The organism is Pseudomonas sp. D1-1, from assembly GCF_051132225.1.
Taxonomy (GTDB): domain Bacteria; phylum Pseudomonadota; class Gammaproteobacteria; order Pseudomonadales; family Pseudomonadaceae; genus Aquipseudomonas.
Genome location: NZ_CP071676.1, coordinates 5,848,885 through 5,868,986 on the forward strand (window position 1 = coordinate 5,848,885; position 20,102 = coordinate 5,868,986).

Sequence of the window (20,102 nt, forward strand, 5' to 3'; positions counted from 1 at the left end):
AACCATTCGCCAACTACAGCTTAAGTACCAGTAGAACGATGTGGCATCGTCAATTTGTTCCTTTGGGACGCTAACAGGGGGCTTCTCATGCTGACCCTGCTGAATCTGCTCTCCGCCGTGGCCTTGCTGATCTGGGGCACGCACATCGTCCGTACCGGCATTCTGCGGGTCTATGGCTCGAACCTGCGTCACGTCATCAGCCAGAACATGTCCCGGCGCTGGTTGGCTTTCATCGCCGGGATCATGGTCACCGCCATGGTCCAGAGCAGCAACGCCACGGCCATGCTCGTCACCTCTTTTGTCGGCCAGGGCCTGATGTCGCTGACGCCCGCCCTGGCGACCATGCTTGGCGCCGACGTCGGCACCGCGCTGATGGCACGGGTGCTGACCCTCGACCTGTCGTGGCTGTCACCGTTGCTGATTTTCCTCGGGGTGATTTTTTTCCTGTCGCGCAAACAGACGCGCGTCGGGCAGATGGGCCGGGTCGCCATCGGCCTGGGCCTGATCATCCTGGCCCTGCAACTGATCGTCGAAGCCGCTGCGCCCATCACCCAGGCCCAGGGCGTGAAGGTGATTTTCGCCTCACTGACCGGCGATATCCTGCTCGATGCGCTGGTCGGCGCGCTGTTCGCCATGATTTCCTATTCCAGCCTCGCCGCCGTGCTGCTGACCGCGACACTGGCCGGCGCGGCGGTGATCAGTTTGCCAGTGGCTATCGGCCTGGTGATCGGCGCCAATATCGGCAGCGGCATCCTGGCGTTTCTCAGCACCAGCATGCAGAACGCCGCCGGACGCCAGGTGGCACTCGGCAGCCTGCTGTACAAGCTGATTGGCCTGTTGCTGATCATTCCGGTACTCGATCCGCTGGTGGGCTGGCTGGACAGCCTGGATTTCAGCCACCAGGAAACCGTCATCGGTTTTCATCTGCTCTACAACACCGTGCGTTGCCTGGTATTGCTGCCTAGCGTCGGGCCGATGGGCCGGCTCTGCGCGTGGCTGCTGCCGGAGCGCCCGGACACCAACGGCACGGCCAAGCCCCGGCACCTCGACCCCACCGCCCTGGCGACCCCGAGCCTGGCCCTGGCGAACGCGGCCCGGGAAACCTTGCGCATCGGCGACCTGATCGAAAACATGCTCGAAGCCATGCTCGGCGTACTGCGCGGCGAGCAGACGGCGATTACTCAGCAAGTGCGCGCCATGAGCGACGATGTCGAAGCACTGTGCAGCGCCATCAAGCTGTATATGGCGCAAATGCCCCGCGAGGACCTCAGCGAACAGGACAGCCGCCGCTGGGCGGAAATCATCGAGCTGGCGATCAATCTCAAGCTGGCCAGCGACCTCATCGAACGTATGCTGCGCAAGGTCCAGCAGCAGAAGACCTCGCAACGCCGGTCGTTTTCCGATGTGGGCCTGGAAGAACTGGCGGGGCTGCACAGTCATCTGCTGGCCAACCTGCGGCTGGGGTTGACGGTGTTCCTGAGTGCCGATCGGGAAAGCGCACGGCAGTTGCTGCGTGAGAAACGTCGCTTTCGCGCGCAGGAACGGCGGATGGCCCATGCCCATGTCAGCCGTCTGCAACGCAAGGTCGTGCAGAGCCTGGAGACCAGTTCCCTGCATCTTGAGCTGATCGCTGACATGCGGCGCCTGAATTCGCTGTTCTGCGGCAGCGCCTATGTGGTGCTGGAAACCTCGGAGATCGGCGCCCTTTCCGTCGATGAAATTTCCGACATCACCCATTCGCCGTGAACGACTGGCGTCCTGGTCAGTCATTAAAAGGGGCCGGGGCTCAAGCCCATCGCCAGCCAGACAACTCCGCGAAGTGGGAGCGAGCCTGCTCGCGATGAAGGCTGACCCGGCACCATGTATCTTCACTCAGCCGCCAGGAAGCCCGTTATGCGTTGTCTGCTGCTCGCCTTGCTTTTGTTCGGCTCACTCCCCGCCATTGCCCAGGATCGCTTTCAGGTCGAAGGCTATACGTTGCCTAACGGCCTGCAATTGTTGCTCAAACCCGGCACCGAACGCGGGCACGTGGCGATTCGGCTGGTGGTCGGCGTGGGGCTCGACGATTTCAGCTGCGCCGACAAGGAGCTGCCGCATCTGCTCGAACATCTTCTGTTCAGTGGGGTCGACGACAGCGGCGAAGGTGGCCTGGAGGAACGCATGCAGGCCCTGGGCGGCGAGTGGAACGCCTTTACCAGCAATGCCGATACAACGTTTGTCATCGAGGCACCGGCGCGCAATCAGCGCAAGGTCCTCGACCTGTTGCTGGCGCTGCTGACCCGCACCCGCATCGACGAAAAAGCCCTGGAGGCGGCCAAACGGGTGGTCGAGCGCGAGGACGGCGGTCACTACACCCATCTGCAACGCTGGCTCGACCGACAGGACCTGGGCCATAAAGCCAGCAATCAATTGGCCGTGGAACTGGGCTTGCGGTGCGCGGAACGGGCCGAGGTTGGTCACCTTACCCTGGCCCGGGTCGAGCAGGTGCGCAAGGCCTGGTATGCCTCCAACAATATGACGCTGATCGTCGTCGGCGATCTCGACCGGTTATTGCCGGCCTACCTGGAACGCAGTTTCGGCGAGCTCGAACCGGTCGAGCCCAGCGTCCACGAGCCGCTGCCGCAGATCCGCTACAGCGCGGTCACCAAACGCAACCTGACTCGCGGCCTGGCCGGCGATGGCGCCAAGCTTCATTGGCTGTTCCCGGAACCGGTGCTGGAACAGCAGCACGACGAAACCTTCGACCTGCTCAAGGATTATCTGGACTGGGCGCTTTATCGCCAGTTGCGCCTGGCCAACGGCCTGTCCTACGGCCCCTGGGTGGAGCGGGAAGTCTTTGGCGGTGTCGGTTTTCTCAGCCTGAACGCAGACCTGGCGCGCGAAGACCTGCCGAAAGCCGAGCAGGTGCTGGAACAATTGCGCGGCACGCTGCTCAAGGACGGCCTGGACCCCGAGAGCTTCGTGCGGATCAAACGCGCCGCTATCGCCCATCAGTCCTGGGCGGTGCAAGGCAACAGCGCGCTGGCCGACTATTACTGGGGCGCCTTGGGCGACTATGAGGATGGCCGCTTCGCCAATCCGGCCGCCCGCTTGCAGGCCGTCAGCCTGGAGCAGGCCAACCAGGCCCTGCGCGAACTTCTCAAGGATCCGGGTTACCTGCGGATCGAGAAGCCGTTGCTTGGTGATGACGAACTCGTTTGGGTGTTGGCTGGGTTGGTGGTGTTGCTGCTGGTGGGAATTGGCTGGCGATGGAAGCGCAGGGCGCGACCGCAGCCAGACTGATACACCTCGTGCGCGATGGGCAAACTCAAATCCCGTGGCGAGGGAGCTTGCTCCCGCTCGGCCGGTCCGACGTCTCGGGCGCAGCAGCCGCAAACCGGGCGATGCGGTTTACCAGGGGAAAATGCCGGGCCCGCTGCGCAGGCCAGCGGGAGCAAGCTCCCTCGCCACGAAAGATCACCGCGGCAGGCGTCGCGATCCTCGCCATGTCACCGTCCTGGCGATACTCTGTCAGGGATATTTCCCAAGACTTACTGTGAAACCGCCGATGCCGAACCTGACTCATTTAATCCAGCGCATCCTCGAACTGATGAAGCGCTATCCGGGGGTCATCGCGCTCGGCGGTTTCATTTCCGGGGTCGGCAGTTTCATGCTGGTGGATCGCCAGCAGGGTCTGGCGACCTGGATCGCGATCATGATGCTGGTGAGCTGGCTCTGGCTGATGTTGGAGAACAGCCTGACGCGGCTGTTCACGCGGATTTTCAAACGGGAAATACCCCAGCCGCTGCTGCGTTACGCCACGCAGATGATCCACCAGGAAAGCCTGTTCTTCGTCTTGCCGTTTTTTTTCATCACGACAACCTGGAACAGCAGCCAGCTGCTCTTTACCGGCTTGCTGGCGGCGTCGGCGCTGGTCTCGATCATCGATCCGCTGTACTACAAATGGCTGGCGCCCCGGCGTTGGGCGTTCCTGGCGTTGCACACGCTGACGCTGTTCGCCGCCCTGCTCACCGCGCTGCCGGTGATCCTGCACCTGACCACTGACCAGAGCTTCAAGCTGGCACTGGGCACCGCCATGCTGTTGTCGTTCCCGAGCCTGGCCTCGATCTTCCCGATCCGCACCGTGCGCAACGCCCTGGCGATTCTGTGCATCACCCTGGGCATCGGCGCCGCCGGCTGGGTGCTGCGCTCCTGGGTGCCACCCGCCACGCTCTGGATGACCGAAGTGGCAATCAGTACCCAGCTGGAAGACCGCACGCCTGGCGCCAGTCTCAAGGAAGTCAGCGCGGCCCAGATCCGTGGTAACGGCCTGTACGCCTACACCGCCATCAACGCACCGCGCGGGCTCGATGAGCGGATCTACCACGTCTGGCAGTTCAACGGCAAAGAGGTGGATCGCATCGCTCTGGACATCCATGGCGGACGCAAGGAAGGCTATCGCGCCTGGACCCACAAGCAGAACTTCCCGGACAACCCGACGGGAAAATGGCAAGTGCGGATACTCACCGAAAATGGCCAGATGATTGGTGTGTTGAGGTTCGAGGTGAAGGACTGAAGGGCCTGCGGACCTTATCGCGAGCAGGCTCGCTCCTACAGATCAGCCAAAGAACCAGTAGCAGACTCCGATGGCCGCTATCACCCCGGCCAGCTCGGCCAGCAGGGCGCAACCCACCGCGTGGCGGGCTCGCTGGATGCCCACGGCGCCGAAATACACCGCCAGCACGTAGAACGTGGTTTCGGTGCTGCCCTGAATAGTTGCCGCCACCAGGGCCGGGAAGCTGTCCACCCCGGAGGTCTTCATGGTTTCAATCAGCATCGCCCGGGCGGCGCTGCCGGAGAACGGCTTGACCATGGCGGTGGGCAAGGCATCGACAAAACGCGTGTCCAGGCCGGCCCACTGCACCAGATGGCGGATACCGTCCAGGCCGAAATCCAGCGCCCCCGATGCCCGCAGCACACCGACAGCGCAGAGCATCGCCACCAGATACGGCAGCAGCGTCTTGGCGACGTCGAATCCCTCTTTGGCGCCTTCGACAAAGGCTTCATACACTTTGACCTTGCGCAGCGCACCCACCACCAGGAACAGGATGATCAGGCTAAACAGCGTCAAGTTGCCGAGAATCGATGAGAGCCCCGCCAGCGCCGTGGCCGAGAGCGTCGCCAGCAACGCCATGAAACCACCCAACACCAGCGCGCCCGGGATCAGATAGGCCAGTACCACCGGATCCCACAAGCGCAGCCGTTGCATGAACGCCACGGACAACAGCCCCACCAGGGTCGAGGCGCTGGTGGCGAGCAGGATCGGCAGGAACACCAGGGTCGGGTCCGGCGCGCCTTGCTGGGCGCGGTACATGAAAATCGTTACCGGCAGCAGTGTCAGTGACGATGCGTTGAGCACCAGGAACAGGATCTGCGCGTTGCTGGCGATGGTCGGGCTGGGGTTGAGGTCTTGCAGGGCGCGCATGGCCTTCAAGCCGATCGGGGTGGCCGCGTTGTCCAGCCCCAGGCCGTTGGCCGCGAAGTTGAGGGTGATCAGGCCGATGGCCGGATGGCCAGCCGGGACTTCCGGCATCAGGCGCAGGAACAGCGGGCCGAGGGCTTTGGCCAGCCAATCGACAATGCCGGCTTTTTCCGCGATGCGCAGGAAGCCCAGCCACAGCGTCAAGGTGCCGAACAGCAGGACCATCACCTCCACCGACAGCTTGGCCATGGCAAAAATGCTTTCCACCATCGCCGCGAAAATGCCGGCGTTGCCGCCGACCAGCCACTGCACCAGCGCCGACACGGCTGCCACGATAAAGAAGCCAAGCCACAGGCCATTGAGCATCGGTAAGTCCCCCGGAAGATGCGGCGAATGATAGCGGGGCCGGCAGAAACGACAAACCCCGGATTTCTCCGGGGTCTGGTTGGCATCATCAAGTACCGCGATCTTCGCGAGCAGGCTCGCTCCCACATTGGACCTGTGCTGGCTGAGATATCTGCAACAACCCCAACCACCTGTGGGAGCGAGCCTGCTCGCGAAGGCGTTTTCAACGGCTGGAAGTTTCCCCCGCCGGCAGCGGCTCCTTGCTGCGCCAGTGCGGCAGGGAATTCCAGTAGCGCTGGCCCTTGGCATCGTCGTACATGCCCTCCCAGCGGGAGATGACCAGCACGGCCAAGGCGTTGCCGATGACGTTCAGCGCGGTACGGGCCATGTCCATGATGCGGTCGACACCGGCAATGAACGCCAGGCCTTCCAGCGGAATACCCACGCTGCCAAGTGTCGCCAGCAGAACCACGAAGGAGACGCCCGGCACGCCGGCGATGCCTTTGGAGGTGACCATCAGGGTCAGCACCAGCAGCAACTGCTGGCTGATCGACAGGTCGATGCCATACAACTGCGCGATGAAAATCGCCGCGATGCTCTGGTACAACGTCGAGCCATCGAGGTTGAACGAGTAACCGGTAGGAACCACGAAGCTGCAGATGGCTTTCGGCGCGCCGTACGCTTCCATCTTCTCGATCACGCGCGGCAGCACGGTTTCGGAACTGGCGGTGGAATAAGCCAGCACCAGCTCATCCTTGAAGATGCGCATCAGCTTGATCACCGAAAAGCCGAACAAGCGCGCGATCAGGCCCAGCACCACAAAAGCGAAGAAGGCGATGGCGACATAAACCAGGATCACCAGTTTCGCCAATGGCAGCAGAGAGGCGAAACCGAAGTTGGCGACAGTCACCGCGATCAGCGCGAACACGCCTATCGGGGCGTAATTCATGATCATGTGAGTGACCTTGAACATGCTCTCCGACACGCCCTGGAACATCTTCACCAGCGGGTCGCGCAGATCCGCTTGCAAGCTCGACAAACCGAGGCCGAACAGGACGGAGAAGAAAATGATCGGCAGCATCTCGCCGCGGGCAACCGCCGCGAAGATGTTTGACGGAATCAGGTTGAGGATGGTCTCGATGAACGCATGTTCATGCTGGACTTCGGCGGCGGTGGCCTGGTACTTGGAAATATCCACCGTGCCCAGGGTGCTCATGTCGATGCCACTGCCCGGCTGGAAGAAGTTGGCCAGCAACAGGCCGACGACGATGGCGATGGTGGTGACGATTTCGAAGTAGATGATCGTCTTGAAGCCGATGCGCCCCAGTTTCTTGGCGTCACCCACGCCAGCAATACCGACGATCAGCGAAGAGATCACGATCGGTATCACGATCATCTTGATCAGACGGATAAAGATATCGCCCGCCGGTTGCAGCACGTTGCTGATCCACCAGGCCTTCTCGGCACTGAAGTGGTTGAGCAGCGCACCGATTGCAATCCCGAGCACCAGACCGATGAGGATCTGCCAGGCGAGGCTTAGTCGTGCCTTCTTCATATCATTACCCTTACTTCAGTTTGACTCGGGCAGTGACATGAACCGATCAGCGTAGACGATCGCAATTCGTGTCCTCTGCCCCCGTATAAGGTCGCCCCGAGCGGCCACGACGGCTCACTGGCAGGCGAAAAAAGGCGCAACTATTGCGATGCAAGGGGGGATCGTCTAATGCCGTAAACGCCTACCCTATGCCGAATCGGCATGAGATTACGCGAATGAAACGCGCGTCCCAATCGGTTCGAAGACGCCATTTATGCGGGTATAACTGCCGTGGACCGGCCATTTCAGCGTAGCCGGGCTCAACCTGGCTTGCGCGGAAGGCGATGAAAGGACAGCGCCTCGAGCCTGCCTTGATCATGAAAACGCCATGGGCGCTCTCCGATATACGGTCAGGTATCAGTGAGGAAGGAATTTGGCGAGGCAATACGCCGCAACACATGCGAGGACTCTCGCGGCAAGGAGGCAACCGCTCTGGCACAAGCCTCAGCAGCTAAAGCTCTCCGCAAGTTCGCTAAAGCCAAGGTGGCTTTGCGAACTTGCGTCGCAGCTTTTTACCTGACCCGGCCCTTTCGCAGGCACCCCTTGTGCCCGTAGGTCACTCCGACCTTCAATGGTCAGAACGTCCCAGCCCCCTGGTCATGCGACGGCCCTCCTCGGGCCTCGCAGAAAGAAAGACATGGCTATCTTCCTTGTTTTCAAGTCAGTACCAATTCGGATCTTTCTTGAGCTGTTCCATCAACATTTCCTGCATACCTTCGTCGGGGTTGCCGAGAAAGCGGTAGTCCGCATGGCGGGTTGGCGACTTGTCGGCCGGCAGTCCGGCGGGGACCTCTACCAACAATGCGTAGGCCTCGTCCTTGTCGAAGCTGAAGGCAACGAACAGGCGCTTGCTGCGGCAGGTATCCTGGGTTTCGCACAAGGGTCCGACCAGATATTTATCGCCGTCCTCCTCGACCGCGTTCATCTGCTCGGAAACACCGGTCAGGTTCATGACCCACTCCGGCAGACGCTCCTCCTTTTTGACCACTTGCTGCCAGGTCTCACGGTACTGCGGATCCGCCTGAAGCACTTGGTTGACCCGCATCTGTCCATCATTGGCAGCCATTGCCATGGCGCTGCCGCCCAGAAGCAGGGCGGCGGCCAGTCCTTTTAATGACCGATTCATGGTCAGCCTCGGCCGCGACGGCCAAAGAAGAACGAAGCGATGAACATGACCAGGAACACGACAAAGAGAATCTTGGCGATGCCCGTGGCGGTGCCCGCGATGCCACCGAAGCCCAGTACGGCAGCAATGATGGCAATGATCAGGAAGGTAATTGCCCAGCTCAACATGATGATTCTCCTTACACTTTTCTATTTAGTTAGGGTCTGGCGGTAATGGTTCCGACACAACGGACAGCCGGTTCGGCGGGTCAGAAGACCCAGCGTTCTTCACGGGGCATGTCGTTGGCGGTCTGCGCCTGGTCAACTTCCATCATGCGCATCGAAGCGGCTGCATCGGCGAGGTTGCTGACGGAAGTGAAATGGGTCTGGGGAGCTCGTTGAACCGATACCAGCGGCGCTTCCGGCTGTTGGCTTTCGTGCCAGAGCATTAATTGCTGACCCGCCACGAGAGTAATCAACAGGGCGACGACAGCCCACAGGCCCTGCTGGATATGCAGGGGGCTGATGCGAAATTGGGCGGCACGTTGACGATTCATCCTGGAATTCCTCCCCACCCTAGCGGTGATCTGGTTGAGGCGCTCAAACGCCACGTTGACTAGGACATTGCAGCCGCCGTGCCAGAAATAAAGCGCACATTAAAACCTTTAAAATCAACAGGTTATGAACATAATAAAAACTAGCCGGGGCGCATCCTGCACGATGGCCCAGCCAAGTGTCGTGCGTTCTGCACGACTACCTACAGAAGAGGCGTAAGATTCTTTTTGAATTGAAAGTCGGAAATGGATGTCGGAATGAGCGAGCCGAAACGTATGAAGCCCGGAGGCGGGGGAAAACCGCTTTAAAATCAGTTTGTTGTGAACCGATGGTCCACAGACGTACGCTCGATGGGTAATATTCAGTCAGAATCGACCATGCAACTTGCCCGATTTTTCTGACACTAATCATCATCATTCTTTAAGGAGCGTAGGAAAAATGGAATCCGCCACTGAGCATCAAGGCCGCATTCTGCTGGTAGACGATGAGTCCGCCATCCTGCGTACCTTCCGTTATTGCCTGGAAGACGAAGGCTATACCGTCGCTACCGCCAACAGCGCAGCCCAGGCCGATGCCCTGCTGCAGCGCCAGGTGTTCGACCTGTGTTTTCTGGATCTGCGCCTGGGTGAGGACAATGGCCTCGATGTGTTGGCGCAGATGCGCATCCAGGCGCCATGGATGCGCGTCGTCATCGTTACCGCGCATTCCGCGGTGGACACCGCCGTCGACGCGATTCAGGCCGGTGCCGCCGATTATCTGGTCAAGCCGTGCAGCCCTGACCAACTGCGCCTGGCAACGGCCAAGCAGTTGGAAGTGCGCCAGCTGTCCGCCCGGCTCGAAGCCCTCGAAGGCGAGGTGCGCAAGCCCAAGGACGGACTCGACTCCCACAGCCCGGCAATGAAAGTGGTGCTGGAAACCGCCCGCCAGGTCGCCAGCACTGATGCCAACATCCTTATTCTTGGCGAGTCCGGCACTGGTAAAAGCGAGTTGGCGCGGGCCATTCATGGCTGGAGCAAACGCGCGAAAAAATCCTGCGTCACCATCAACTGCCCATCGCTGACCACCGAGCTGATGGAGAGCGAACTGTTCGGCCACAGCCGTGGCGCATTTACCGGCGCCAGCGAAAGTACCCTGGGGCGCGTCAACCAGGCCGATGGCGGGACGCTGTTTCTCGACGAGATCGGCGACTTTCCCCTCGCACTGCAGCCCAAGTTGCTGCGCTTCATTCAGGACAAGGAATACGAGCGAGTGGGTGACCCGGTCACTCGCCGTGCCGATGTGCGGATTCTCGCGGCGACCAACCTCAACCTCGAGGACATGGTCCGCGACGGGCGTTTTCGCGAGGACCTGCTGTATCGCCTGAACGTGATTACCCTGCACCTGCCGCCATTGCGCGAGCGGGCCGAAGATATCCTGACCCTTGCCGATCGCTTCCTGGCGCGCTTCGTCAAGGAATACGCACGCCCGGCCCGGGGTTTCAGCGATGAGGCCCGCGAAGCGCTGCTGGGCTATCGCTGGCCCGGTAACATCCGGGAACTGCGCAACGTGGTCGAGCGCGCCAGCATCATCTGCCCACAGGAAAAAGTCGAGATCAGCCATTTGGGCATGGCTGAACAACCGGTCAACAACGCCCCGCGGATCGGCGCGGCGCTGAGCCTCGACGAGTTGGAGAAAGCCCACATCGGCGCAGTGCTGGCCACCGCCGACACGCTGGACCAGGCGGCAAAGACCCTGGGTATCGACGCCTCCACGTTGTATCGCAAACGCAAGCAATACAACTTATGAGCGCCATCTTATGAAACTGGCGATGAAGCTGCGCACACGGCTGTTTCTCAGTATCTCGGCACTGATTACCGTGGCGTTGCTGGGGCTGCTGCTCGGCCTGGTCAGCGTCATGCAGATGGCCAATACCCAGGAACAATCGGTGCGTGACAACTTCTTCCTGCTGGACCTGGGCCTCAAGCTGCGCCAGACACTCGGTGATCAATTAATGATCATGCTGGAGGAAAAGCCCGACCTGACAGTGCTGGAACAATCCAAACGGCAGTATTTCGAGTTGTTGGATGAAGGCATTGCCCATGAGGAGCAACTGGCTGAATCGACCACCAGCTTCAGTCGCGCGAAAGCCGACTACCTCAGTTTCCTCGAGGCCTTCGAGGCCTCTCGTCGGCAACCGACACAACTGACTGGCATCCAGGACCTGACGCAAAAATTCAACGTGCTGCGCGGAGGGTTGATCGAAGGCTACCGTCATGCCCTGAACAAGATCAGCGAAACGCAGGACCGCGCTCGCGCCCGGGCGTTGCTGATTTCCGGCCTGCTGGGGTTGGTGGGATTGGCTGTGCTGATCATCGGTTTCATTACCGCCCACGGCATCGCCCGACGTTTCGGTGCGCCGATCGAAGCCCTGGCCGCGGCGGCGGATGATATCGGCCAAGGCAATTTCGAAGTGACCTTGCCGGTTTCCTCGGCGGCTGAACTGAACCTGCTGACGCGTCGCTTCGGCATCATGGCCCAGGCATTACGGGAACATCAGGCCACCAATGTGGACGAATTGCTTGCCGGCCAGCAGCGCCTGCAAGCGGTCCTCGACAGCATCGACGACGGCTTGCTGATGATCGACCGCCAGGGCCGCCTGGAACACCTCAACCCGGTGGCCCAGCGTCAACTGGGCTGGGACGAGGAGCGCCTGGGCCAGGGTTTGGGCGAGGCCCTTGGACGCGTCGAGCTGGATGAAGAGCTGCAACTGGTACTGCGCGGTGGCACCCAGGAGCGCGCACCGGACGACTTGAGCATCGAAGTGGATGGAGAGTCCCGGGTGCTGACTTACAGCCTCACGCCCGTCATCCATACCCAGGGCCAGATTCTCGGCGCGGTGATGATCCTGCACGATGTCACTGAACAACGCGCCTTCGAACGGGTACGCAGCGAGTTTGTCTTGCGTGCGTCCCACGAGTTGCGCACACCGGTGACAGGCATGCACATGGCGTTCGGGCTACTGCAGGAACGCATGCACTTTCCCGAAGATTCACGCGAGGCGGACCTGCTCAACACCGTCAACGAAGAAATGCAGCGGCTGATGCAGCTGATCAACGACCTGCTGAATTTTTCTCGCTACCAGAATGGCCTGCAAAAGCTCACCCTGGCGCCTTGCTCCATCGAAGACCTGCTGGAAACGGCCAGGATGCGCTTTGCCAAGCAGGCGCAAGAGAAGGGCATCGAGCTGCTCGTGGAGATCCAGGGCCCCTTGCCGCGCCTGCACGCCGATGCCGCGCAACTGGACCGGGTCCTGGACAATCTGATCGACAACGCGATGCGCCACACCAACGGCGACGGCCAGATCCGCCTGCAGGCCCGGCGCCACGGCGAGCGGGTGATCATCAGCGTTGAAGATAATGGCGAGGGCATTGCCTACGGCCAGCAAGGACGGATCTTCGAACCCTTCGTCCAGGTCGGGCGCAAAAAGGGCGGCGCCGGCCTCGGTCTGGCGCTGTGCAAGGAAATCGTCCAGCTCCATGGCGGACGCATGGGCGTTTATTCCAGGCCAGGGCAGGGCACTCAGTTCTACATGGCCCTGACCGTCTGAGGAGCCATCAGGCTTCGTCGTCCAGGCGCCGTCCAAGCAGGCGCCGCCCGCGTGTAATCAATTCGATAAGCTGCACCGCGCTGAGCGCATGGGCGAACAACCAGCCCTGGCCGAACTTCACGCCTTCACTGCTCAGGTAGGACGCCTGGGCCTCATGCTCGATGCCTTCGGCGATCACCTTGAGTTCCAGGGCGTGGGCCATGCGGATGATGTGCGGGGCCACGCCACTGCTGGCGGCGTCATGACCCAGCGCATCGATAAAGGCCTTGTCGATTTTCAGGCAATCAACCGGCAGCGTTTGCAGATAGGCGAGGCTGCAATAGCCGGTGCCGAAGTCATCGATCAGCACCTGATGCCCGACATCGCGCAGCGATTGCAAATTATCCCTCGCAACCAGCACATCAACCAGCCCGCGCTCGGTCACTTCAAAGGCTATCTGGCGCGCCGACACCCGATGCAGCGCCAACAAGCGGGCAATCACCTCGCCGATGCGAGGCACCATCACGTCACACGCCGCCAGGTTCACCGAGATATACAGGTGCGGGTTGGCCCGTAACAGCTGGCCCAACTGGTCGAACAGCCGCTGCAGGACGAAATCGGTGATCTGGCGTATCTGCCCGGTATTTTCCGCCATCGGGATGAACAGGTCCGGACTGGTCAGCGTGCCGTCCGGCCGCCGCCAGCGCAGCAGCGCTTCGGCACCGACGCAGTTGCGGCTGTGCAGATCGAAGATCGGCTGGTACAAGACCTGCAACTCACCCCGCCGGATAGCCCCGTGCAACTCGGCATCCATGGACTGGCGCTGGCGCACCAGCAGGAAGACCTGGAAGCCGATCCCCAGCCCTAGCATCAGGCTGATGGGCAACATCCACCAGGCATTGGCCGGAATGCGCAGACCGTTGCGCGGTGCAATGAGCACCAATTGGTACTCCGGATTGTCGGTCGGCATCCGATAGATCAGCCGGGTCTGGGTCACTTGCAGAGACTGTTGGCTTTTCAGTGGCCAAGGCTCTGTCGGAGGCCAACGCTGCGCGCTGCCCAGCACCGGAATCGCCCGCTCGCCATGGTCCAGGACCACCAGCAGGCTGCTGCCGGGCGGCAAGTCGACCACATCGGTCAGGTGCCCGCGGGACGTAGCGACGCGAAAATTGCCGCGCCCCAACATCAACGCCGCGCGATTTTCGTCGGGCTCGGTGGTGGTGTTGAGCCAGTAGCTGTAGGCCGGGCCGCGCAGATCGGGCGGACGAACCAACGACATACCGCTCTGACGCGGTCGATTCGAGCAGACACCGTTGGCATCGAGATAAGCCGCCTCATAGACAAAGCGGTAGCTGAAGCTCACCTGCTGCAACGTGGCGATCATGTCGTCGTTGCAGCCGCGCAGCGGTTGCGCCTGCAAATCGTCGAGACTCTCGCGCAACTGCCCGAAAAGCTGTTCCAGCCGCTGCAGGAAACGCTCGCCCTGGGCATTCATCTGCTCGCTTTCACGCTGCTGGATCTGCTGCATCACTACAAACAGGCTCCCGGCCAACAGCAGCACCGTACTCAGGGCAGCCGCCATCATCGCCAGAAGAATAGGGCGATGGAGCCAACTCTGCAGGGTTTCGCGTGCAGCCGTCATCATCGGTAATCCGAAAGTTACCAATGAGTTATAGCTGCTGTTTTGGATTCGGCCCGATCAGTCGGACGAGCGTCATTATTTTGTCTGGTTAAGCACCTGCAAAATTGCCGCACTTTGGGCGTCCGGCGCGCCGTCGAAACGGCTTGGCCGGTAGCGCATCTGGAAGGCGGCCAATACCTGATGGGTGGCGACGTCCCACTCACCGGTCCGTGGCGTCGGGTAGCCAAGGCGGGCCAGTTCCGCCTGGAACCAGCTGGCGCTGGGCAGTTGTCCCGCATAAGCCGTCTGCTGACGCGCGACAGCCCCTTCGTCCGGCCAGACACCCAGGCCCGCTTGCGCCAGGCGTTTCCAGGGAAACAGCGGCCCGGGATCCAGCTTACGCATGGGGGCAATGTCGCTGTGGCCAATGATATTGACCGGGTTGATCCCGTTACGGCGGGTGATGTCCTTGAGCAGAACAATCAACGATTGCACCTGGGCTTCGCTGTAGGGGTACCAGCGCCGTCCTTCAGGCGTGTCGACATAGCCCTGATTGACGATTTCGATGCCGATGGAGCTGGAGTTGAGCCAGGTTCGGCCCTGCCATTCGCTTTCCCCGGCATGCCAGGCGCGCCGGCTTTCATCCACCAGTTGGTAGATGGTGGCGTCCTTATCGTCGCCGATCAGGTAATGGGCGCTGACTTCGCCATGGGTCAGCAGGGCCAGGGAGCGCTCCAGGGAGGCGGAGGTGTAATGAACCACGACAAACTGGATGCGGCTGTCGTGGTTGACGGAAGGATGGCTGGTATCGAGCCGAGGGCCGCTGGCGCATCCGGCCAGGGCAATCAACGAAAGAATGATCGGGAAAAATTTCATGGCGAGGACATGCCCGAAGAAAATAATGCAACAGTGTAACGTATCGCCCAATAATGATCCGACCGGTAATTGGATATTACAAAAAGGAAGTTGCGCCTTAGCCCAACTCCACGCGGTTGCGTCCCGCGCTTTTAGCCCGATATAGCGCCTGATCGGCTCTTTTCAACACCAGATCGCTGTGCTCGCCCGGCTTGAACGCCGTCATGCCCATGGATACCGTGACCGTGACCGGCTCGCCCTTGAAGTGGAACGGACAGGCTTCGATGGCGGCGCGCAAGGCCTCGGCCAGCTTGGCGCCTGCGGCCAGCGACGTGTCGGGCACCAGCAGGACAAACTCCTCACCACCAAAACGGGCGATGAAATCACTGCCGCGCACGCGCTTGCGGAGTACCGAGGCAATCAGCTTGAGCACTCGGTCACCGGCCAGATGACCGTAGTTGTCGTTGATCCGCTTGAAATGATCGAGGTCGAGCATGGCGATCAAAAGACTGTTGCCGTGCCGCTGCCACTGCTCGACCTCATGTTCGAGACGCTCGGTCCAGGCCGCGCGGTTGGGCAGCCCGGTGAGCGGATCGATGAGCGCTTTTTGCCGTTGCTCTTCCAGATTCTCCCGGACAATCAGGGCGTCCTGTTCCATCAGTGCAACGCGCTCGGCGAGGCTCTTCAGACGGGCTGAAACTTCCTTCTCACGCTGGTCACGCTGCTTCTGATGCTGATCCATCGTGCCGATCAGGCCTTCGAGATGATTCTCCAATACCTGCTTGAGGCCTTCCAGGTCGTCGGCTTGCTGCACGCTGCTCTGCAAGCCGTCCACCTGCTCGCGAATCTGGTTGTTCATTTCCCTGGAGGCGGACAGGTTATCGGCGTGGTCCTCGCTGGCGGCCTGCAACGTGCTCTGGAAAGATTCCAGTCGATCGTTGAGTCGCTGCAGATACGCTTCGAATTCATGCTGGCCACTGTCAGTGATCGCCAGCATGAGGACCGCCAGATCGTCGAGGATCGGCAGTAACTCGTACCAATTCAAGCCATTTCGCAGGCGCTCGCGCATGGCCTCGGCTTGCGGGCGGTGGCGCTCGGGCAGCGTCAGGTCGCCCAGCAGGCCGAGCAAGGTGTCTTCGATATGCCTGGCGACCGAACTGTAGGACGGTTCCGGGGAGTCGGGCAGGGCGTAGTGGGTCTCATCGGGGTCAGCGGATGCCTCAGGCGCCACAGGTTCGGCGGGTTCCGCAGGGGCGATCGGTGCCTCGTCGAGCGGCGGTTCACCCGGCGTCAGTTCGTCGGGATTGTCCAGCGCCGGTACCGGTTCTGCGGGCTCAGGGTCGATCGGTGCCGGCTCGGCGGTCGGCTGGGCAACAGAGGCAACCGATGCTGGCACGGACGCCGGGGCAGGCTCGTCGACCGGAGCATGGGACTCAACCGGCGCTGGCGACGCATCCGGTGTGAGGGCGTGCTCCACCAGCGGTTCAGGTTCAGGTTCAGGTTGAAGTTCAGGTGCAGGCGCAGGTTCAGGTGCGGCGGAGGGCGCTTCGGCGGTCGGCTCGGTAGGAGCCGAAATAACCGCCTTCGGCTCAGGCGTAGCGCCGGGTTGGGCAGGCTCGGGCGACGGTAGCGGCTCTTCATGGCCATGGCCGCCGAACAATCGTTGCAGCAGGCCCGGACGGCTCGGCTCGTCGGGCGCGTCCAGCGCACCCAGCGCCTTGCCCTGCAGGCTGCTCAGCTCGCTGAGCAGCAACGGGATTTCCCGGGCCTGGCCAACCCGGGTCTCCAGTTGCTTGGAAAATTTCTTCAAGGGCCGGCTGACGTCCTTCGGCAGCGGCAGCTTTTGCAACTGGACGACCAGGGCGGTCAGCGCGGCGCTCATCTGTTCTACCCGGGTCTCGCGGCGCTGCTCGGAATCGAGTACGGCTTTTTCCAGGCGCGGCAGCAGGGCGGCGAGGGCGGCGTCCATGTCATCGGTGCGCACCACTTCGCGCATCTCTTTCATGCACTGGTCTACCGCGCGATCAGTGCCTTCGGCGGCCAGGGTGCTGCGCACCAGGCCACGACGCAGCAGGTCGAGCCGGGCGTCCCAGCGACGCTCGAGCTTTTCCTGTTGCTCGATGCTCTTGAGGTATTTCTCTCTCCAGCGTTCGGCGTCGTCGCTCATTCATCGGATCCGCGAGGGGTAGGACTCAGCGCGGGAAATGCATCGGCCGTGAGCGAACCCGGCAAACGTATTTCGACCGCTACCGGCAGGTGATCGGAAATGGGCTGGGCCAACACTTCGAACCGTTCGAGGGCCAAGGTAGGGCTCAGCAGGATATGGTCCAGGCAGCGCTGGGGGCGCCAGCTGGGAAACGTGGCTTCCAATTGTGGGGCGAGCAGGCCAAGGTCGCGCAGCGGTGAGGTCTGCAACAGGTCATTGGCATGGGTATTCATGTCGCCCATCAGGATTTGATGCTTGTAGCCGCCAATCAACTCACGAATGTAGGCCAGTTGCATGGTTCGGGTCCGAGCCCCGAGAGCCAGGTGCATCATCACCACTATCAGCGCCTCCGGACCTTCGCCGAAACGCGCCAGGATCGCTCCGCGCCCCTTGGGGCCCGGCAACGGGTGATCCTCGATCGCCCAGGGCCGCAGACGACTCAGCACGCCATTGCTGTGCTGGCCGAGACGACCGAGGTTGCGATTGAGTTGCTGGTACCAATAAGGAAACGCGCCCAGTTGGGCGAGGTGTTCGACCTGATTGACGTAGCCGGAGCGCAGGCTGCCGCCGTCGGCTTCCTGCAATGCGACCAGGTCGAAATCCTTCAGCAGGTCGCCGATCTTCTGCAGGTTGCCGGCTCGCCCGGTGTGGGGCAGCAGGTGTTGCCAGCCCCGGGTCAGATAGTGCCGGTAGCGCTCGGTGCTGATGCCCACTTGGATGTTGAAGCTGAGCAACCGCAGGCGATTGTCGGCGGGCAGGCCCGTGGACGTGACGTGATGCTCGTTGACCCGCGGTTCATGCAGGCCAACGATGCGTTCGGTACTCCAGCGGGCCATGGACGTGGCCGCGCTTAGTTGGCAGCAGCCTTGGTGGCCGCCCGCTCTTTGGCGATCAGCTGGTCGGCCAGTTGCAGCGCTTCGTTCGCGCCGCCAGCGGAGCCGATGTCAAAGCGGTATTTGCCGTTGACGACCATGGTCGGTACGCCGGTGATCTCGTATTTCTTTGCCAATTCGCGGGCCTTGGTGATCTGGCCTTTGATAGCGAAGGAGTCGAAAGTCGCCAGGAACTTGTCCTTGTCGACGCCTTGGGTGGCGAGGAAGTCGGCCATGTCGTTCTTGTCGGTCAGTTTTTTGTGTTCTTTCTGAATCGCGTTGAATACCGCCGCGTGAACCTGATGCTCGACGCCCATGGCTTCAAGAGTCAGGAACATCTGGCCGTGGGCGTCCCATGGGCCACCGAACATGGCTGGGATGCGCACGAAATTCACGTCCGAAGGCAGCTTATCAACCCATGGGTTGATGACCGGCTCAAAGGCATAGCAATGCGGGCAACCGTACCAGAACAGCTCCACGACCTCGATCTTGCCAGGCACCGCCACCGGAACGGGGTTGGTCAATTCGACATAAGGGGCAGCGGGCTTTTCAGCCGCTTGGGCAGTCACGCCGAACAGGCTGGCGGCGACGAGCGCGGCGCTGATGATCAGATTACGCATGCTTTACTCCTGGACAATGAGGTGGCCTCGCGGGGCGTGTTTTTCAGACAGGCCGCCACGGGTTCAGTTTCGCTAGTGTAACGGCAGCGGCCACAAAAAAGGGCGGCCAAAGCCACCCTTTTGATGTTTGCACCGACGGATTAATCGGGCGTTAACGTTGCAAGAGGTTTCCCCCTTGCAGCTGCCTCAATGCAGGCCCTGGATGTAGCTCGAGACTGCCGCGATATCTTCGTCGCTCAGCTTGCGGGCGATGGTGCGCATGGTCATCGCGTCGCCGTCGTTGGCACGACCGCCTTCTTCCTTGCGGAAATCGGTCAACTGCTTGGTGATGTACTGGGCGTGCTGGCCACCCAGATGCGGGAAGCCGGCGGCGGCGTTGCCCTTGCCGTCAGGCGAATGGCAGCCCGTGCAGGCTGGCAGGCCCTTGGCCAGGTTGCCGCCACGGAACAGCGCCTCACCCCGTGCCACGAGTTTTGGATCAGCGGCGCCGACGCTGCCTTTCTGGCTGGCGAAGTAGGCCGCGATGTCCGCCAGGTCTTGATCGCTCAGGTTGTTCAGCAGGCCGGTCATTTCCAGCACGACACGCTTGCCGTCCTTGATTTCCTTCAACTGCTTGACCAGGTAACGCTCACCCTGGCCGGCCAGTTTCGGAAAGTTGGGCGCCATGCTGTTGCCATCCGGACCGTGGCAGGCTCCGCACACGGCGGCTTTCGCCTGGCCTGCGGCAGCATCGCCTGCGGCGTGGGCTACACCGGATATCCCCAAGGTCAACAGCAGACTCACGATCAGTTTGTTCATCAGCTAATCCAACTACGGCTAAGGGTTAAGAGTTATGGACCGGGCTTACTCGCTCATCCACTGGATGATGGCTTGGTAATCCTCGGCACTGCAGTCCATGCACAAACCACGCGGCGGCATCGCCTTGAAACCCTGGGTCACGTGTTGCACCAGCGTCCCCATGCCTTTCGCCAACCTCGGCGTCCAGGCTTCGCGGTCACCCTTGCGGGGCGCCGTGGGTAGTTGGCCGGAATGACAGGCACCACAAACACGGTTGTACACAGCTTCCGGATCCTGTGTAGCCTGAGCGCTGTAAAGCGGCATCAAGACACCGGCAGCTAGCAGCCATTTCGTCATAAAACGACCTTTTCAGGGTTGAGAGCGAGCTGCGTTCTAGTGCGCAATTTCGGTCGGTCGCTCCCGTGAACTTCATCCTACGCTGGGACAAAGCGCACACAAAATCTGCGGCATTATATACTGGCGTCACTGAAACGGAAACGACACAGCTTGCCGCGTCCATTCCCGAC

The 20,102-nt window shown here is 61.3% G+C and carries 17 protein-coding genes; 5 read left to right on the plus strand and 12 right to left on the minus strand.

Annotation, left to right across the window (positions count from 1 at the left end):
• The first annotated feature begins 87 nt into the window (after positions 1-87).
• The 3 genes from J3P86_RS26525 to J3P86_RS26535 all read left to right on the plus strand — a co-directional run bounded on the left by J3P86_RS26525 (position 88) and on the right by J3P86_RS26535 (position 4,555).
• Positions 88-1,746 carry a Na/Pi cotransporter family protein gene (locus tag J3P86_RS26525; RefSeq protein WP_434626956.1) on the plus strand — a complete coding sequence of 553 codons (1,659 nt, stop codon included), beginning with the start codon at positions 88-90 and terminating at the stop codon, positions 1,744-1,746.
• Positions 1,747-1,893: 147 nt separating this feature from the next.
• Complete coding sequence (locus J3P86_RS26530; RefSeq protein ID WP_434699163.1) at positions 1,894-3,282, plus strand: M16 family metallopeptidase; 1,389 nt, start codon at positions 1,894-1,896, stop codon at positions 3,280-3,282.
• A gap of 265 nt (positions 3,283-3,547) precedes the next feature.
• Positions 3,548-4,555, plus strand: a complete 1,008-nt coding sequence (locus tag J3P86_RS26535; RefSeq protein ID WP_434626952.1) for a DUF5924 family protein — start codon at positions 3,548-3,550, stop codon at positions 4,553-4,555.
• Between the two features lie 42 nt (positions 4,556-4,597).
• Here the strand turns inward: J3P86_RS26535 and J3P86_RS26540 are convergent, their stop codons facing one another.
• From J3P86_RS26540 to J3P86_RS26560, 5 genes are all read right to left on the minus strand, one after another.
• Positions 4,598-5,827, minus strand: a complete 1,230-nt coding sequence (locus J3P86_RS26540) for a nucleoside recognition domain-containing protein (RefSeq protein ID WP_305497786.1) — start codon at positions 5,825-5,827, stop codon at positions 4,598-4,600.
• A 202-nt stretch (positions 5,828-6,029) separates the two neighbouring features.
• Entirely contained in the window at positions 6,030-7,361 is a 1,332-nt protein-coding gene (gene gltP / locus J3P86_RS26545; RefSeq protein WP_434626948.1) for a glutamate/aspartate:proton symporter GltP, read from the minus strand.
• 700 nt (positions 7,362-8,061) lie between these two features.
• Positions 8,062-8,526 (minus strand): inhibitor of vertebrate lysozyme family protein, encoded by a 465-nt coding sequence (locus J3P86_RS26550; protein WP_434602322.1) that lies wholly within the window; start codon positions 8,524-8,526, stop codon positions 8,062-8,064.
• 2 nt (positions 8,527-8,528) lie between these two features.
• The gene (locus J3P86_RS26555; RefSeq protein ID WP_003177151.1) at positions 8,529-8,693 is read right to left on the minus strand and encodes a DUF1328 domain-containing protein; all 165 of its coding nucleotides are present in this window, start codon (positions 8,691-8,693) and stop codon (positions 8,529-8,531) included.
• 80 nt (positions 8,694-8,773) lie between these two features.
• Complete coding sequence (locus tag J3P86_RS26560) at positions 8,774-9,061, minus strand: hypothetical protein (RefSeq protein ID WP_434654572.1); 288 nt, start codon at positions 9,059-9,061, stop codon at positions 8,774-8,776.
• Positions 9,062-9,497: 436 nt separating this feature from the next.
• Between J3P86_RS26560 and algB the strand changes: the two genes are divergently transcribed.
• Complete coding sequence (gene algB, locus J3P86_RS26565; RefSeq protein ID WP_434699164.1) at positions 9,498-10,844, plus strand: sigma-54-dependent response regulator transcription factor AlgB; 1,347 nt, start codon at positions 9,498-9,500, stop codon at positions 10,842-10,844.
• A 10-nt stretch (positions 10,845-10,854) separates the two neighbouring features.
• Positions 10,855-12,645 carry an ATP-binding protein gene (locus tag J3P86_RS26570; RefSeq protein WP_434696362.1) on the plus strand — a complete coding sequence of 597 codons (1,791 nt, stop codon included), beginning with the start codon at positions 10,855-10,857 and terminating at the stop codon, positions 12,643-12,645.
• A 7-nt stretch (positions 12,646-12,652) separates the two neighbouring features.
• Here the strand turns inward: J3P86_RS26570 and J3P86_RS26575 are convergent, their stop codons facing one another.
• The 7 genes from J3P86_RS26575 to J3P86_RS26605 all read right to left on the minus strand — a co-directional run bounded on the left by J3P86_RS26575 (position 12,653) and on the right by J3P86_RS26605 (position 19,932).
• Positions 12,653-14,266 (minus strand): EAL domain-containing protein, encoded by a 1,614-nt coding sequence (locus tag J3P86_RS26575; RefSeq protein ID WP_434700687.1) that lies wholly within the window; start codon positions 14,264-14,266, stop codon positions 12,653-12,655.
• A 75-nt stretch (positions 14,267-14,341) separates the two neighbouring features.
• Positions 14,342-15,121, minus strand: coding sequence for an N-acetylmuramoyl-L-alanine amidase (locus tag J3P86_RS26580; RefSeq protein ID WP_434696361.1), 780 nt, complete (start codon positions 15,119-15,121; stop codon positions 14,342-14,344).
• A 97-nt stretch (positions 15,122-15,218) separates the two neighbouring features.
• Complete coding sequence (locus tag J3P86_RS26585) at positions 15,219-17,267, minus strand: diguanylate cyclase (protein WP_434699165.1); 2,049 nt, start codon at positions 17,265-17,267, stop codon at positions 15,219-15,221.
• Positions 17,264-18,142, minus strand: a complete 879-nt coding sequence (locus J3P86_RS26590; RefSeq protein WP_434699166.1) for an endonuclease/exonuclease/phosphatase family protein — start codon at positions 18,140-18,142, stop codon at positions 17,264-17,266. Before J3P86_RS26590 ends, J3P86_RS26585 begins: the two co-directional genes overlap by 4 nt.
• Positions 18,143-18,156: 14 nt before the next feature.
• Positions 18,157-18,798, minus strand: coding sequence for a thiol:disulfide interchange protein DsbA/DsbL (locus J3P86_RS26595; RefSeq protein WP_434626934.1), 642 nt, complete (start codon positions 18,796-18,798; stop codon positions 18,157-18,159).
• A 186-nt stretch (positions 18,799-18,984) separates the two neighbouring features.
• Positions 18,985-19,596, minus strand: coding sequence for a c-type cytochrome (locus J3P86_RS26600; RefSeq protein ID WP_305497775.1), 612 nt, complete (start codon positions 19,594-19,596; stop codon positions 18,985-18,987).
• 45 nt (positions 19,597-19,641) lie between these two features.
• Positions 19,642-19,932: a c-type cytochrome gene (locus J3P86_RS26605; RefSeq protein WP_030138991.1), complete on the minus strand. Its 291-nt coding sequence runs from the start codon at positions 19,930-19,932 to the stop codon at positions 19,642-19,644.
• Positions 19,933-20,102 lie beyond the last annotated feature (170 nt).